At 59.5% G+C, this 15,152-nt stretch carries 12 protein-coding genes and 1 tRNA gene; 7 read left to right on the top strand and 6 right to left on the bottom strand.

The window, feature by feature from the left end; all coding sequences use genetic code 11:
• Positions 1-80: 80 nt before the first annotated feature.
• Positions 81-305, bottom strand: a complete 225-nt coding sequence (locus ACIOWA_RS13850; RefSeq protein WP_221732211.1) for a hypothetical protein — start codon at positions 303-305, stop codon at positions 81-83.
• Positions 306-1,270: 965 nt separating this feature from the next.
• On the opposite strand from ACIOWA_RS13850, the gene ACIOWA_RS13855 reads away from it, so the two are divergent.
• Together ACIOWA_RS13855 and rmuC are read left to right on the top strand one after the other, a co-directional pair.
• Positions 1,271-1,594, top strand: coding sequence for a sel1 repeat family protein (locus ACIOWA_RS13855; protein WP_339494959.1), 324 nt, complete (start codon positions 1,271-1,273; stop codon positions 1,592-1,594).
• A 175-nt stretch (positions 1,595-1,769) separates the two neighbouring features.
• On the top strand, positions 1,770-3,134 hold the full coding sequence (gene rmuC / locus ACIOWA_RS13860) for a DNA recombination protein RmuC (RefSeq protein ID WP_339433723.1): 1,365 nt from the start codon (positions 1,770-1,772) through the stop codon (positions 3,132-3,134).
• A gap of 93 nt (positions 3,135-3,227) precedes the next feature.
• On the opposite strand, the gene ACIOWA_RS13865 is transcribed toward rmuC, so the two are convergent.
• Both ACIOWA_RS13865 and ACIOWA_RS13870 read right to left on the bottom strand, forming a co-directional pair.
• A complete protein-coding gene (locus ACIOWA_RS13865; protein WP_339433684.1) occupies positions 3,228-6,698 on the bottom strand; it encodes a NahK/ErcS family hybrid sensor histidine kinase/response regulator in 3,471 nt (1,156 codons plus the stop codon).
• Between the two features lie 177 nt (positions 6,699-6,875).
• Positions 6,876-7,418 (bottom strand): TetR/AcrR family transcriptional regulator, encoded by a 543-nt coding sequence (locus tag ACIOWA_RS13870; protein WP_401160296.1) that lies wholly within the window; start codon positions 7,416-7,418, stop codon positions 6,876-6,878.
• 91 nt (positions 7,419-7,509) lie between these two features.
• Between ACIOWA_RS13870 and ACIOWA_RS13875 the strand changes: the two genes are divergently transcribed.
• From ACIOWA_RS13875 to ACIOWA_RS13890, 4 genes are all read left to right on the top strand, one after another.
• Positions 7,510-8,697: an MFS transporter gene (locus ACIOWA_RS13875; RefSeq protein WP_401160298.1), complete on the top strand. Its 1,188-nt coding sequence runs from the start codon at positions 7,510-7,512 to the stop codon at positions 8,695-8,697.
• Positions 8,698-8,749: 52 nt separating this feature from the next.
• Positions 8,750-9,061, top strand: a complete 312-nt coding sequence (locus ACIOWA_RS13880) for a cupin (RefSeq protein ID WP_401160300.1) — start codon at positions 8,750-8,752, stop codon at positions 9,059-9,061.
• A 105-nt stretch (positions 9,062-9,166) separates the two neighbouring features.
• The gene (locus ACIOWA_RS13885; RefSeq protein ID WP_339433680.1) at positions 9,167-10,318 is read left to right on the top strand and encodes a TDT family transporter; all 1,152 of its coding nucleotides are present in this window, start codon (positions 9,167-9,169) and stop codon (positions 10,316-10,318) included.
• 97 nt (positions 10,319-10,415) lie between these two features.
• Entirely contained in the window at positions 10,416-12,290 is a 1,875-nt protein-coding gene (locus tag ACIOWA_RS13890) for an MFS transporter (protein ID WP_401160302.1), read from the top strand.
• Positions 12,291-12,402: 112 nt separating this feature from the next.
• On the opposite strand, the gene sugE is transcribed toward ACIOWA_RS13890, so the two are convergent.
• The 3 genes from sugE to rdgC form a co-directional block, all read right to left on the bottom strand.
• Positions 12,403-12,717: a quaternary ammonium compound efflux SMR transporter SugE gene (gene sugE / locus ACIOWA_RS13895; protein ID WP_221732219.1), complete on the bottom strand. Its 315-nt coding sequence runs from the start codon at positions 12,715-12,717 to the stop codon at positions 12,403-12,405.
• A 119-nt stretch (positions 12,718-12,836) separates the two neighbouring features.
• Positions 12,837-13,802 (bottom strand): bile acid:sodium symporter family protein, encoded by a 966-nt coding sequence (locus ACIOWA_RS13900; protein WP_339466730.1) that lies wholly within the window; start codon positions 13,800-13,802, stop codon positions 12,837-12,839.
• Between the two features lie 145 nt (positions 13,803-13,947).
• Positions 13,948-14,868 (bottom strand): recombination-associated protein RdgC, encoded by a 921-nt coding sequence (rdgC, locus tag ACIOWA_RS13905; RefSeq protein ID WP_339433677.1) that lies wholly within the window; start codon positions 14,866-14,868, stop codon positions 13,948-13,950.
• Positions 14,869-15,027: 159 nt separating this feature from the next.
• On the opposite strand from rdgC, the gene ACIOWA_RS13910 reads away from it, so the two are divergent.
• Positions 15,028-15,103: transfer RNA gene (locus tag ACIOWA_RS13910), tRNA-Val, on the top strand.
• Positions 15,104-15,152: the final 49 nt, after the last annotated feature.

Below are 15,152 nucleotides of genomic sequence, written 5' to 3' on the forward strand. Positions count from 1 at the left end.
AGGGTAAAAAGTGAAACATCAGGCAATAAAAAGCCCTGCGTTTTAAGCAGGGCTTTTGCTTTTTGCAGCCTTTTCGGCTCTCAGGCAATCAGGGCCTGACGTGTACGATCGATCACGGCCTGCAGCGGTTCGGCGCTGGAGTATTGATCGGGGTACAGACGCTCGCTGTGGCGGGCGATCCCGTGTTCATTGACCACGGTGAAGCTGAAGCAGCCTTTGCGAGCGGCCATGATCAGGCAGTTCATTGGTGCAAAAGCGTTGGTTAGGGTGCGAATGGCATCCTGAGTATGAATTTGAGCAGACATAGTTATTAGGTGTTCCTACAAATGACACGGATAAGAACCGTGCAACGTTAAAACGTTCCAGTAACGTCGACCACCATTGGTCGAACGAAGAACCCGACTGGAACAAAGCAGCCAGTTTGAAGCGCTATTAAGTTGGCGCGCTTGGGCTGGCAGGTAGGTACTTAGGAGGGCAGGCAACACATCAAGGGCAAAGGTTCTGGGCCCGGGGTGAAGATCCTGATCAATTTGCAGGTTGGTTCGGTCAGAGTAAGTGGCCTTCGCAACACCCTTTGCATTCATTCAAAGGCTGTGTTGTCGCAAGATTTACCTGGAAACCATCGAGGGGTCGATCCCGCTTTTTTCGGTAGTGGCTTCTTGGAAGAAGGTTGACCGTGGGGATGTGTTCGACCGGAATTGACTTTCAGCTTGGTACTAACGCCGCGGATACTAACGGATCGAATTGGACAAAGCAAACCCTGCGTTGAAAAAGATTGCAGTAGCGAGCGGAGTTCGCGAAACGACCTCGCTGGGGCGCCCCGGATTGGCTCACATCTCGACCGTCGGTCGGCGAAGACGTATCCGTGAAACGGCGCCTCAGAGGCCTCTTTCGTTAGTCAGGGTGCCAAAACGAACCGAAAAAGCGCATTGATATAACCGGGTAACAGGCACTTGTGCACATTAGTTGCGCAAGCTGTAACGACGCTGTCACATCAATCCTGACTCCGGTGGCTGCCTGTATCGAAAGTTTAAGTCAATGAAAAACATCGCTTTTTTTTGTTGGTGAAAAAATCGTCAGTTTGACTGCGGGCCCCATTCCACAAGGCTTTGCGAGGGTTGGAGAGCGGTTGTCCACTGAGTTATCCACAGCTTCTGTGGATTGTCCCGAGCGCTTGCTCTAGCACGGGCGTGCCGGGTTGTTTTTCGACTTTACCTGTAAGAAAAAGAGAGTAAAGTGGCGCGCCTTCCGATCTGTCCCACAGTGCTTTATGAAGTTTCGCTCAGTACCAGACTCTGTTACGTCAGAACATCTCCGTGTTACCTCTCCCAAGCGATTTTCCGTGCGTGTGGCCGAATGGTTGCTCGACAGTCCGCGCCTGAGTGACAGCCATAACGCCAAACACTTGGCTGGCCGCCTGCTCAAGCAACCGGCGCGTGAAGGCGTGGTCGCCGCACAAAGTCGTCTCGGTCAGTTGATGTGCCGCGAGTGCGGTAATGCCCGGGACCGTCGCATTGGTCAGGATCTGCTGCGTCAGGCCGCCCGCGCCGGCGACCGTCGTGCGCAACAGGAACTTGGCCTCATCGAAGACTGAGCTGTCCAAGTTCTGACACCTTCGTTACCCTTCAGGCTTTATCGGATCGGCAGGAGTCGCTATGGCTATGGACTTGACCAGCGTATTGCTCGGTCTCGCAGGCGCTGGGCTGCCATTGTTGGCGTTGGCCTGGCAACTGCAACGCCGGGCGAGTACCGGACAAGCCGAGGTGGCCTTGCTCGAAGAGCGGCTGGCCATGGCGCAATTGGCGCAGGACGGGCTCAGCGCTCAGCTTGATGCCAGCCGCGACGAAGTCGCTGACCTCGGTCAGGCCAACGCGACCAAACAGGCCGATCTGGCGGCACTGCGCCGCGAAGTCGAACTGCTGCAAATCGAGCGCGATGACGCCCGTGACGCCTCCCATGCCTGGAACATCGAGCGTGCCAACAAAGAGGCTGAACTGCGCCGCCTCGACGCTCAGGCGGCTTCGCTGAATGCCGAACTGCGTGAGCAGCAGGAAAGCCATCAACAACGCCTCAACGACCTGCAAGGCTCGCGCGATGAGTTGCGTGCGCAGTTCGCCGAGCTGGCGGGCAAGATCTTCGATGAGCGTGAACAACGTTTCGCCGAAACCAGCCAGCAGCGTCTCGGCCAGTTGCTCGATCCGCTGAAGGAACGTATTCAATCCTTCGAAAAACGCGTGGAAGAAAGCTATCAGGCCGAGGCCCGTGAGCGTTTCTCGCTGGCCAAGGAGCTGGAGCGTCTGCAAGCGCTCAACCTGCGTTTGAGCGACGAGGCGACCAACCTGACCCGCGCCCTGAAAGGCCAGAAAACCCAAGGTAACTGGGGCGAGCTGATTCTTGAGCGCGTGCTGGAACACGCAGGTCTGGAAAAGGGCCGCGAATATCAGACCCAAGTCAACCTCAAAGGCCCGGACGGTGAGCGCTTCCAGCCCGACGTGATCATTTACCTGCCGGGCGACAAGCAAGTGGTGGTCGACTCCAAGGTCAGCCTCACGGCCTATCAACAATATGTGGCGGCGGATGACGACACGCTGGGGCAGGTGGCAATCAAGCAACATGTGCTGTCCCTGCGCAATCACGTCAAAGGCTTGGCCGGCAAGGATTACAAGCGCCTGGAGGGCTTGCACAGCCTGGATTTCGTCTTGCTGTTCGTGCCGATCGAAGCGGCGTTTTCCGCTGCATTGCAGGCTGAGCCCAGCCTGTTTCAAGACGCATTTGACCGCAATATCGTCATCGTCAGCCCGACCACGTTGCTGGCGACTCTGCGGGTGATCGACAGCCTGTGGAAGCAGGAACGCCAGAGCCAGAACGCCCGGGAAATCGCCGAGCGCGCCGGATGGCTGTACGACAAGTTCGTGCTGTTCATTCAGGATCTGGACGAGGTTGGCAATCGCCTGCAGCAATTGGACAAAGCCTACAGTTCGGCGCGTAACAAACTGACAGAAGGGCGCGGCAATCTGGTCAGTCGCAGTGAACAGCTCAAGCTGCTGGGCGCGCGGGCCAGCAAGAGCTTGCCGGCAGATTTGCTCGAGCGGGCGATGACGGACGTCGATGGGCTGGTCGAGCTACCCGAATAATCACCACAAGCCCGCGCCTGCAAGGGGCACCCCAACCCGGTGGGCGCGGGCTTGCTCGCGAAGGCATCAGTCGTTTCGCTGCAAACCCGAGATTTACAGCGGCAAATACCGACTCAGCAATGCCCGCAACGCCGCCGGCTTCACCGGTTTGGCCAGATAATCCAGGCCCGCCGCGTGTACCTGCGCGACCATCTCGGGGCGCCCATCGGCGCTGATCACCACGCCCGGTACCGGCTCGCCCAGAGTCGTGCGCAACCACGCCATCAGCTCCGTCCCGGTGTCGCCGTGATCAAGGTGATAGTCGACCAGCGCCAATTGCGGCCGCACCCCCTCGCTGAGCAGCGCGGCGCATTCCTCACGATTGCGCGCCGTCCACACTTGGCAGCCCCAGCGGCTCAACAAGCTGTTCATGCCGATCAGAATGCTGTCTTCGTTGTCGATGCACAGCACCTGCGCGCCGCTCGGCAACTTGCCATTGATCTCGGCAACGACGCCCACCGGTGTGGTTTGCGTGCGAGCCAACGGCACACTGACACTGAACACACTGCCGCGCCCCGGCCAAGAGCGCACCCGCAGCGTATGACCGAGCACGCGACACAAACCGTCGGCGATCGCCAACCCAAGGCCGAGGCCCTTTTCGGCGCGCGTCTGGTGGCTGTCAAGGCGTTTGAACTCCTCGAAAATAACGTGCTGCTTGTCTTCCGGAATACCAGGCCCGCGATCCCAGACCTCCAGACACAATTCCCCGGCGCGTCGCCGCACACCCAGTAAAACCGGGCCTTTTGCGTAACGGTAAGCGTTGGTGAGGAAGTTCTGCAAAATTCGTCGCAGTAACTTGATGTCGCTGTCGATGCGCAACTGACTGCCGCGCACGCGGAACGTCAAACCTTGTTCCTGGGCCAGCGCCTTGAACTCCGCCCCCAGCGTGTCGAACAGCTCATTGACGGCAAACGGCTTGCGATCGGGATTGATCTTGCCGTTTTCCAGACGGGAAATGTCCAGCAGATCACTGATCAGGTCTTCAGCCGAGCGCAACGAACTGTCGAGGTGCTGGACCAGTTTCTGCGCCTCGCTGCTCAAGCCGTCGTCCTGATGGGAGAGGGCGGCAGAGAACAACCGTGCGGCGTTCAATGGCTGCATCAAGTCATGACTGACGGCGGCGAGGAAACGGGTTTTCGATTGGTTTGCCGCCTCGGCGGTGCCCTTGGCGTCGGTCAATGCGACGTTGAGTTGCGACAATTCCTGCGTCCGTTCGCTGACCCGTTGCTCCAATCCTTCATTGGCTTCGGTCAGAGCCTGCTCGGCTTCGCGGAATGCGGTGATGTCGGTGAAACTCATGACGAAACCGCCGCCGGGCATCGGGTTGCCGATCAACTCGATCACCCGACCATTGGGGAACAAGCGTTCAGAGGTGTGCGCTCGGCCCTGGCGCATCCAGTGCAGGCGTCGGGCAACATGCACTTGCGCTTCACCCGGGCCACACAAACCGCGCTCGGCGTTGTAGCGAATGATGTCGGCAATCGGCCGGCCGACGCTGATCAAGCCTTCCGGGTAGTTGAACAGTTCCAGATAACGACGGTTCCAGGCCACCAGTTTCAGTGACTGGTCGACCACGCTGATGCCTTGGGTGATGTTTTCAATCGCACCTTGCAGCAGCGCACGATTGAATTGCAGGACCTCGGAAGCTTCGTCAGCGATACGCACGACGTCCTCCAGTTGCATCTCCCGACCTTCGATAGCGGCTTTTACTACCGCGCGCGTCGAAGACGCGCCGAGTACGCCGGCCAGCAAGCGCTCGGTGTGGGCGATCCATTCGCCGTCAGCGTTCTGGTTCGGGTTGTAGCCTTTGCCCTGACGGTAAGCGAAACGAATGAAGCTCTGCCGTGCGCGTTCCTCCCCGACAAACCGCGCCGCCAGTTGCAGCAGGTCGTCAATTTGCACCGCCAGCATCGAGCGCGCACTCGGGCGGGCGCTGATTTCCTGGCCGATGAAACGCCCGGCCTGCCAGTGCTCCGACACCCGTGTGCGGGATAACACCGAGACCCACGCAAACAGGGTGAAGTTACCCGCCAGTGACAGCACTACGCCCTGAGTCAGGGGCGAGATCGGCAGGTTCAATGGGTTGCCGTGCAGCCACGCCAACCCCGGGAAACTGCTCAGCGACCAACCCAGACTGTGGGCGGCAATGGGCAGAACCAGCGTGTAAAACCACAGGAACGTGCCGGCGGCGAGGCCGGCAAAGACGCCACGGCGGTTCGCCTGTTTCCAGTACAAGGCGCCGAGCATGGCCGGAGCGAGTTGGGTGACCGCGGCGAAAGCGATCTGGCCGATGGTCGCCAGGCTCGCCGTCGAGCCCAGCAAGCGATAGCTGACGTAAGCCAGCAGCAAGATCACCACGATGGTGACCCTGCGCACCGAGAGCATCCACTGACGGAACACTTCGAACGGGCGCTCGGCGTTTTTGCGCCGCAGCAACCACGGCAACAGCATGTCGTTGGAGACCATGGTCGACAGCGCCACACTGGCGACAATCACCATGCCGGTGGCTGCCGATGCGCCGCCGATAAATGCCAGTAACGCCAGTGCCGGATGGGCCTGCGCCAGTGGCAGGCTGATCACGAACGAGTCGGGCAGCACGTCGCTGGGTAGCAACATCTGACCGGCGAGGGCGATCGGGACGACAAACAGCGCGGCCAAGGCGAGGTACGCCGGGAAGACCCATTTGGCCAGGCGCAGATCCTGCGGATCAATGTTCTCGACCACCGTGACGTGGAACTGCCGGGGCAGGCAGATGATCGCCATCATCGCCACGCCGGTCTGCACCACCATCGAAGGCCAGTTAATGGTCTCTTTCCAGTATTGCTCAAGGCGCGGCGCGAGCATCGCCTGGTTGAACAGGTCGTCGAAACCGTCGTAGAGGCCGTAGGTCACGAAGGCACCGACGGCCAGAAACGCGAACAGCTTGACCAGCGATTCGAACGCAATGGCCAACACCATGCCACGGTGGTGTTCCGTGGCGTCGAGGTTGCGGGTGCCGAAGACGATAGTGAACAGCGCCAGCACCAGTGACACGATCAGCGCCGTGTCCTGGCCGCGAGTGCCCATGGCGTCGACGCCGGCGCCAATCAACAGGTTCACGCCCAGGACGATGCCTTTGAGTTGCAGGGCGATATAGGGCAGGACGCCAACCAGGCAGATCAGCGCCACGACCACCGCCAGCGATTGTGATTTGCCGTAGCGCGCCGCGATGAAGTCGGCGATGGAGGTGATGTTCTCCTGTTTGCTGATCATCACCATTTTTTGCAGAACCCACGGCGCGCCCACTAAAAGCAGGATTGGCCCGAGGTAAATCGGCAGAAATGCCCACAATTGCTCGGCGGCCTGGCCGACTGCGCCGAAGAATGTCCAACTGGTGCAGTAAACGGCCAGCGACAGGCTGTACACCCAGGCACGCATTCGCGGTGGCAGCGGTGTGCTGCGACGGTCGCCGTAGAAGGCGATGGCGAACATGATGGCCATATAGGCCAGGGCGACGGCGGCGATCAGCCCGGTGGACAACGACATGCAACACTCCCGACAGAAGACTCCCTGGCACTCCTGCCCGGGCGGACAGTCTCGCATGAGTGTGGCGGTTAGTCAGTGTCGACCAAGGTCTTGGCGTGGCGGGGTGTCGCGGGTAGGGAACCGGGTGTTTTTCATGGTGACTGGGCTGGCTTCATCGCTGGCAAGCCAGCGACAGCATCAGTCCTGTTTCAGCGCAATATCGATCAACCGATGCAACTCTTCCACCTCAAGCGCCGACGCCGAAAACAGGATGCGAAACACCACGGGCGACACCACCAGATTGATCAGCCGATCAACGCTCGGTGCCGGCTCGTCAGGATGGCGCTCGATGATGGTCTGTAACTGCGCCCCGATAATCGTCACGCAATAGCCTGGCGTGGCGCTCGCTTGCACGTCGCGCATCATGTTGCGCCCAGGTTCGGAACTCATTTCATCGAGATACTGCTCGGCCCACGCGCGAATATCGCTGCGCAGGCTACCGGTTTCAGCCGGCGCGCTGTCGGGGCGCATGCGGGCGAGGGCGACGTCGGCCAGCAACGCAGCCAAATCACCCCAGCGCCGATAGATCGTCGACGGCGTAACGCCTGCGCGCGCCGCGATTTGCGGGACGGTCACGCTCGAGCGCTCCTGTTCTTGCAGGAGTGCGTGAACAGCCGAGTGAATCGACTCTTGCACCCGGGCGCTGCGACCGCCGGGGCGTAAACCTTCTTTAATAGCCATGCGGCAGACCTTAACACAAAGAATTTGCTTTAAGCGTTGGGCGGTAGCACACTCCGCAAAAGCAAAAAATTAGCTTTAGCGGAGTGTGCCCATGAATAGTCCCGTTTCCCATCGTTCGAACTTGTGGTTTCTGGCGATCACCTTACTCAGTTTTCTCGCCGCTTCCACTGCGCCGACGCCGTTGTATCACCTGTATCAGGATAAGCTGCATTTCTCGGCAGCAGTGCTGACCCTGATTTTCGGTGTCTATGCACTGAGTCTGCTGGCGGCGTTATTAACCGTCGGTTTGCTCTCCGATCACCTGGGGCGCAAACCGGTGATCTTCACGGCTGTGCTGCTCAATGCGCTGGCGATGTTGCTGTTCATTTATGCCGACAGCGTCAGTGGGTTGATTGCAGCGCGGGTTCTGCAAGGCTTCGCCACCGGCATGGCCACCGCGGTTTTAAGCGCCACGTTGCTGGACACCGACCGCCAGCAAGGGCCGTTGATCAACAGCGTTGCACCGCTGCTGGGCATGGCGCTGGGCGGCATGGGCTGCGGGTTGCTGGCCGAGTTCGCCCCAGCGCCGTTGCAACTGACTTACTGGCTGCTGCTGGCGCTGTTTGTGGTGCAGGCGCTGTACGTCTGGCGTTTGCCGGAAAGTGTAACGCCGCAAGACGGGGCGTGGGCGTCATTGCGGCCGACGTTGCATGTACCGATTCAGGCCCGTGCAACGTTGTGGCGAGTGTTGCCGCTGAACACCGCAACCTGGGCGCTCGGCGGTTTCTATGCCTCCCTCGCGCCATCGCTGGTGCGCGCCGCCACCGGTTCCACTTCCAACCTGGTCGGCGGCGCAACCGTGGCGGCATTGACCGTGACCGGCGCACTGATGATCTTCACCCTGCGCAGTCGCAGCGCCAAACGGGCCTTGCAGTTGGGTGCGAGTCTGCTGCCGATGGGGCTGGTGCTGATTCTGCTTGGCGTGCACAGCGCCAGTCTGTCGCTGTTTTTCCTCGGCACGCTGGTGGCAGGCTGCGGCTTTGGCGCCGGGTTCCTCGGCGCCGTGCGCAGTCTGGTGCCACTGGCCTTGGCTCATGAGCGCGCCGGGTTGATGTCGGCGTACTACGCGCTGAGTTATTTGGCGTTCTGCCTGCCAGCGTTGCTCGCCGGCTACCTGGCGCGCCGCTTTGGTTTGCTCGCGACCACCGATGGCTATGGTGCGGTGCTGATCGTGTTGGCGCTAGGCGCTTTGTTGCTCAGTCTGCGTGCTCAACCGGCCAAGGTGTGCAACGCTCCATAACCGGCGCGGTTTCGGTTAGCCTTGCCCGGCCATTCTTCTCACGGATCGACTCATGAAGATTATTCGCAGCAAAACTTTCACTGCTGACCGAGCCTGGGGTGCGCTGGACATCGCCAACATGAACGGCATCACCACACGCCTGCATTGGACCGATCAGCCCTATAAATGGCACGTCAATGATGGCGAGGAAGTGTTCGTGGTGCTCGATGAGCAAGTGTCGATGCATTACCGCGAGGAGGGCGAAGAAAAACAGGTGCAGCTTGACGTTGGCGACATCTTCTACGCCTCGGTTGGCACCGAGCATGTCGCCCATCCGCAAGGCGCGGCGCGGATTCTGGTGATCGAGAGCGAAGGTAGCGTTTGACTGCTTATTGGAAAAACAGATAACAGTTAGAGATATTACCCGTTATATAGATATTCGATTCGGTTCTACCATGGACTCAACCTCACCAGAGGACAGGAGTTCACGATGACTTGCCCCAACAGCGCCAAACCCGGCATCAAGCCGTTCAATCAACTTCAGCATCCGCGTGAAGTGATCCGTCAATTCACCCCTAACTGGTTCGCCGCGACCATGGGCACCGGCGTGCTGGCGTTGGCGCTGGCGCAATTGCCGTTGACCCTTCCCGGGATGCACGCTGTGGCCGAAGGGTTGTGGTTGTTCAACATCCTGTTGTTCGCATTGTTTACCGCTGCTTACGCCGCCCGCTGGATGCTGTTTTTCGACGAGGCACGGCGGATTTTCGGCCATTCCACCGTGTCGATGTTCTTCGGCACCATTCCCATGGGGCTGGCGACGATCATCAACGGCTTCCTGGTGTTCGGTCTGCCGCGCTGGGGCGATGGGGTGATTCAGCTTGCTGAAGTGCTGTGGTGGGTTGATGTGGCGATGTCGCTGGCCTGCGGCGTGTTGATCCCGTACATGATGTTCACGCGCCAGGAACACAGCATTGATCAGATGACCGCCGTTTGGCTGTTGCCCGTCGTGGCTGCGGAAGTCGCGGCGGCCAGCGGTGGTTTGCTCGCCCCGCACCTGACCGATGCCCACTCGCAACTGGTGGTGTTGACCACAAGTTACGTGCTTTGGGCATTTTCCCTACCGGTAGCGTTCAGCATTCTGACCATCCTGCTGCTGCGTATGGCCCTGCACAAACTGCCTCACGAAAACATGGCAGCGTCGAGCTGGCTGGCACTCGGGCCTATCGGCACCGGGGCGTTGGGCATGTTGCTGCTGGGCGCTGATGCGCCGGCGATCTTCGCGGCCAACGGTCTGCCAGGCATCGGTGAAATCGCTGCGGGCTTGGGGCTGGTGGCGGGGATCACTTTGTGGGGCTTTGGCTTGTGGTGGATGTTGATGGCGTTGCTGATCACCGTTCGCTATCTGCGTGACGGCATCCCGTTCAACCTCGGCTGGTGGGGATTCACCTTCCCGTTGGGCGTGTATTCGCTGGCAACCTTGAAACTGGCGAGCACGCTCAACCTGACATTTTTCAGTATTTTCGGCACGGTGTTGGTTACTTTGCTGGCGGTGATGTGGCTGATTGTCGGCAAGCGAACCCTGCAAGGCGCCTGGCGCGGCGAGCTGTTTGTCTCGCCGTGCATTGCAGGTTTGAAGAAATAACCTGAAAAGTTTAGGTAAGGTGTGGCCTGGATCGCGGTTCGAGATTCCAATAAACAGTATCCAGGCCTCCCTCTACAAAAACAGGTACACACGGAAGATGAGCCACCCCTCACAGTTCAACCTGCTGCGCACCCGGCGCTTCTTGCCGTTTTTCATCACGCAGTCGCTCGGTGCGTTCAACGACAACGTGTTCAAGCAGTCGTTGATCCTCGCCATTCTTTATCGGCTGACCATCGAAGGTGACCGCTCCATCTGGGTCAACCTGTGCGCGCTGCTGTTTATCCTGCCGTTCTTCCTGTTCTCGGCGCTGGCCGGACAGTTCGGTGAGAAGTTCGCCAAGGATGCGCTGATCCGTCTGATCAAACTGGCGGAAATCGCCATCATGGCGGTGGGATCGGTCGGTTTCCTCTTCGATCATCTGTCACTGATGCTGGTCGCGCTCTTCGCCATGGGCACGCATTCGGCCTTGTTCGGGCCGGTGAAGTATTCAATCCTGCCCCAGGCATTGCGCGAGGATGAGCTGGTGGGTGGCAACGGGCTGGTGGAGATGGGCACGTTTCTGGCGATTCTGGCCGGGACCATCGGTGCCGGGGTCATCATGTCTTCTACTCATTACGCGCCACTGGTGTCGACCGCCATCGTCGGCATCGCGGTGCTGGGCTATCTGGCCAGCCGCAGCATTCCGCGTGCGGCGGCTGCATCGCCGCAAATGCGCTTGAACTGGAACATCTTCAGCCAGTCCTGGGCGACCTTGAAGCTGGGTCTGGGTCAGACGCCAGCGGTGTCGCGTTCGATTGTCGGCAACTCGTGGTTCTGGTTCGTCGGGGCGATTTACCTGACGCAAATCCCGGCCTACGCCAAGGAGTGGATGCACGGCGATGAGACCGTGGTTACGCTGATTCTTACGGTGTTCTCGGTCGGTATCGCCCTCGGCTCGATGCTTTGTGAAAAGCTTTCCGGGCGTAAGGTCGAGATTGGTCTGGTACCGTTTGGCTCGTTCGGCCTGACTGTGTTTGGCCTTCTGCTGTGGTGGCATTCCGGCGGAATTCCACAGAGCGTCACCGGCCATAGCTGGACCGAAGTGCTCGGCTTCGCACACACCTGGGCAGTGTTGATCGACATTCTCGGTCTTGGCGTTTTCGGTGGTTTCTACATCGTGCCGCTGTACGCACTGATTCAGTCGCGCACCGCCGAGAACGAGCGGGCGCGGGTGATCGCGGCCAACAACATTCTCAACGCACTGTTTATGGTGGTCTCGGCGATTGTCTCGATCGTGTTGTTGAGCGTGGTCAAACTGTCGATACCGCAACTGTTCCTGGTGGTGTCGCTGCTGAATATCGGCGTCAACGCCTACATCTTCAAGATCGTTCCCGAGTTCAGCATGCGCTTCATGATCTGGCTGCTCAGCCATTCCATGTACCGCGTCGAGCATCGCCATCTGGAAGCGATCCCGGATGAGGGCGCGGCGCTGCTGGTGTGCAACCACGTTTCGTTTGTCGACGCCTTGCTGATTGGTGGCGCGGTGCGTCGGCCGATTCGCTTTGTCATGTACTACAAGATCTACAACTTGCCGGTGCTGAACTTTATCTTTCGCACGGCGGGGACAATTCCGATTGCCGGACGCAACGAAGACATTCAGATCTACGAAAAGGCCTTCAGCCGAATAGCCCAGTATCTGAAGGATGGTGAGCTGGTGTGTATCTTTCCGGAAGGCAAGTTGACGGCCGATGGCGAGATCAACGAGTTCAAGGGCGGGTTGACGCGGATTCTGGAGGAAACACCGGTGCCAGTGATTCCGCTGGCATTGCAGGGGTTGTGGGGGAGTTTCTTCAGCCGCGATCCGAACAAGGGCGTGTTCCGCCGGTTGTGGTCGCGGGTGACGTTGGTGGCCGGACCGGCGGTGGCTGTGGAAGCCGCGCAGCCGGCGAAATTGCAGGAGTTGGTGGGGGCGTTGCGCGGGACAATCAGATAGTCGCTGACTTCAAGGGCCCCTTCGCGAGCAAGCCCGCTCCCTCAGTTGACCGTATTCCTCTGGCAGAACGCGGCTGAATGTAGGCGGGCTTGCTCGCGAAAGCGGTAGTGGCCTAAGCGCTGACCTTGAGGCCAATCAACCCGGTAATGATCAACGCCACACTGGCCAACCGAATCAGCGCCATCGACTCGCCAAACAAAATGATTCCGGCAATCACCGTGCCCACGGCACCGACGCCGGTCCAGATCGCATAAGCCGTGCCCAGCGGCAACTCCTTCATCGCAAGGCCCAGCAGGCCAAGGCTGATGGCCATGGCCGCAACGGTCAGTGCGGTGGGGAGCGGGCGGGTGAAGCCGTCAGTGTATTTCAGGCCGACGGCCCAGCCGACTTCAAACAGGCCGGCGCAAAACAGAATGATCCAGGACATGGGAGACCTCCATCGATTGATGGGGTCGTCCCCGGGTTAATGACTCGATCGAGCCGCAGGGTCGTCCCCGCGTTGCGAAATAGTCTGACGAGCATTAACCCCGGGATCAAGTTTTGAAATCAGTCCGCTGTTTGTCGTGACAGCATTTGACGGTCTTCTTTCTCACTCATTCGCCGGAAGTATGTCGAAAGCAGTGCCCCGGAAATGTTGTGCCAAACGCTGAACAGTGCGCTCGGCACTGCCGCCAATGGCGAGAAATGTGCACTGGCCAGCGCGGCGCCCAAACCGGAGTTCTGCATCCCGACTTCCAGTGCCAGTGATTTGCGCTGGGCCAACGGCAACTTGAACAAGCGCCCGGTGAAGTAACCCAGCAAGTAGCCGAAGCTGTTGTGCAGCATCACCACGGCCATGATCAGCAGGCCGGATTCGGCAATCTTCGCCTGACTGGCCGCCACCACAGCGGTGACGATGATAACGATGCTGACCACCGACACCAGAGGCAATACATCGACCGCGTGGCGAACCTTATCGCCGAGCAAACGTTGAGCAACGACGCCGAGGATGATCGGCAGCAGCACCACTTGCAGGATCGACCAGAACAGCTCCATGAACGACACCGGCAACCACGCCGAGGCCAGCAGCCAGATCAGTGCCGGGGTCAGCAGCGGGGCGAGGAGGGTGGTGACGGCGGCGATGGCCACCGACAGCGCCAAGTCGCCGCGGGCCAGCCAGGTCATCACGTTGGAGGAGGTGCCGCTGGGGCAGCAGCCAACCAGAATCACACCGACAGCAATTTCTGGCGGTAGGTGAAACGCTTGGCACAACAACCACGCCACGCCCGGCATGATCACGAAATGCGCGACCACGCCCAGCGCCACACGCCATGGGTGGCGGGCAACGGCGGCGAAGTCGTCGAGTTTGAGGGTCAGGCCCATGCCGAACATCACCAGTCCGAGCAACGGCACGATGGCGCCTTTGAGGCCAAGGAACCATGCCGGTTGCAGGAATGCCGCGACGGCGAAAATCAGAACCCAGTAAGCGAAGGTGTTGCCGACAAAGCGGCTGAGTGCAGCCAGTGCGCGCATGGCCCGATCCTTATTATTAGTCACACCACAAAACCAATTGTGGGAGCGGGCTTGCTCGCGAAGGCGTCGGGTCAGCCAATATTTATTTGAATGACACACCGCTTTCGCGAGCAAGCCCGCTCCCACATTGAGATTTCACCCGGGGTTAGATCCCTTGAGGAGTCTCTTCACCCCCCAACGCTTCAACCAGCGCCGGCAGGAAGTCGCCGAACGTCAGCATCATCAGGGTGAAGCTGGCGTCCAGTTGGCCTAGAGCTTCGTCGCCGCCGTCCTGTTCCGCCTGATCCTGCAACAGGTCTTCGAACTTCAGGCGCTTGACGGTCATTTTGTCGTCGAGCATGAACGACAACTTGTCCTGCCAGGCCAGCGACAACTGAGTGACGACTTTGCCGGTGCTCAGGTGCAACTGGATTTCTTCGCTGGTCAGGTCCTGGCGCTTGCAGCGCACGATACCGCCGTCTTCGTGGGTGTCGCGCAGTTCGCACTCGTCCAGCACATAGAAATCGTCGGCGGCTTTTTGCGTGGTGACCCAATCGGTCATCACAGCGGTCGGTGCCATCTTCACGGTCAGCGGACGGACGGGCAGGGTGCCGATCACTTCACGCAGGGTGGAGAGCAGGTCTTCGGCACGTTTCGGGCTGGCCGAGTTGACCAGGATCAGACCCGTTTTCGGCGCAATGGCCGCAAAGGTCGACGAGCGACGGATGAAGGCACGCGGCAGGAAGGCCTGGATGATTTCATCCTTGATCTGATCGCGTTCCTTCTTATAGACCTTGCGCATCTGCTCGGCTTCGATCTCTTCGACCTTTTCCTTGACCGCGTCACGCACGACGCTGCCAGGCAGAATGCGTTCTTCTTTACGGGCAGCGATCAGCAGAAAATCACCGCTGACGTGCACCAGTGGAGCATCTTCGCCTTTACCGAATGGCGCGACGAAACCGTAGGTGGTCAACTCCTGGCTTGCACATGGACGCGCCAGTTTGGTGGCCAGTGCAGTTTCCAGCGCCTCGGCATCGACAGGCAGGTCTTGGGTCAGGCGATAGATAAGCAGGTTTTTGAACCACATGGGGTGAGTCTCTCCTTTATACAAAGGGGGGCATTATTGTCTTCGCCGTGGCATAGGCCAACCCTTCTCTAAGCCTTTGGAAGGCCTGAGAAAATTATTTAAAAAAGTGCTTGCCAGAGGTGGGGTCGCTCCGTAGAATGCGCGCCACACCGAAGCGAAGGGTGATTAGCTCAGCTGGGAGAGCGTCTGCCTTACAAGCAGAATGTCGGCGGTTCGATCCCGTCATCACCCACCAATCGTTTCACATGTTTTGAGCAGCTCTGGTTGAGTCGGTTAGAATAACG

It is taken from the genome of Pseudomonas sp. NPDC087614 (assembly GCF_044743485.1).
In the GTDB taxonomy this organism is placed as follows: Bacteria; Pseudomonadota; Gammaproteobacteria; order Pseudomonadales; family Pseudomonadaceae; genus Aquipseudomonas; species Aquipseudomonas baetica_A.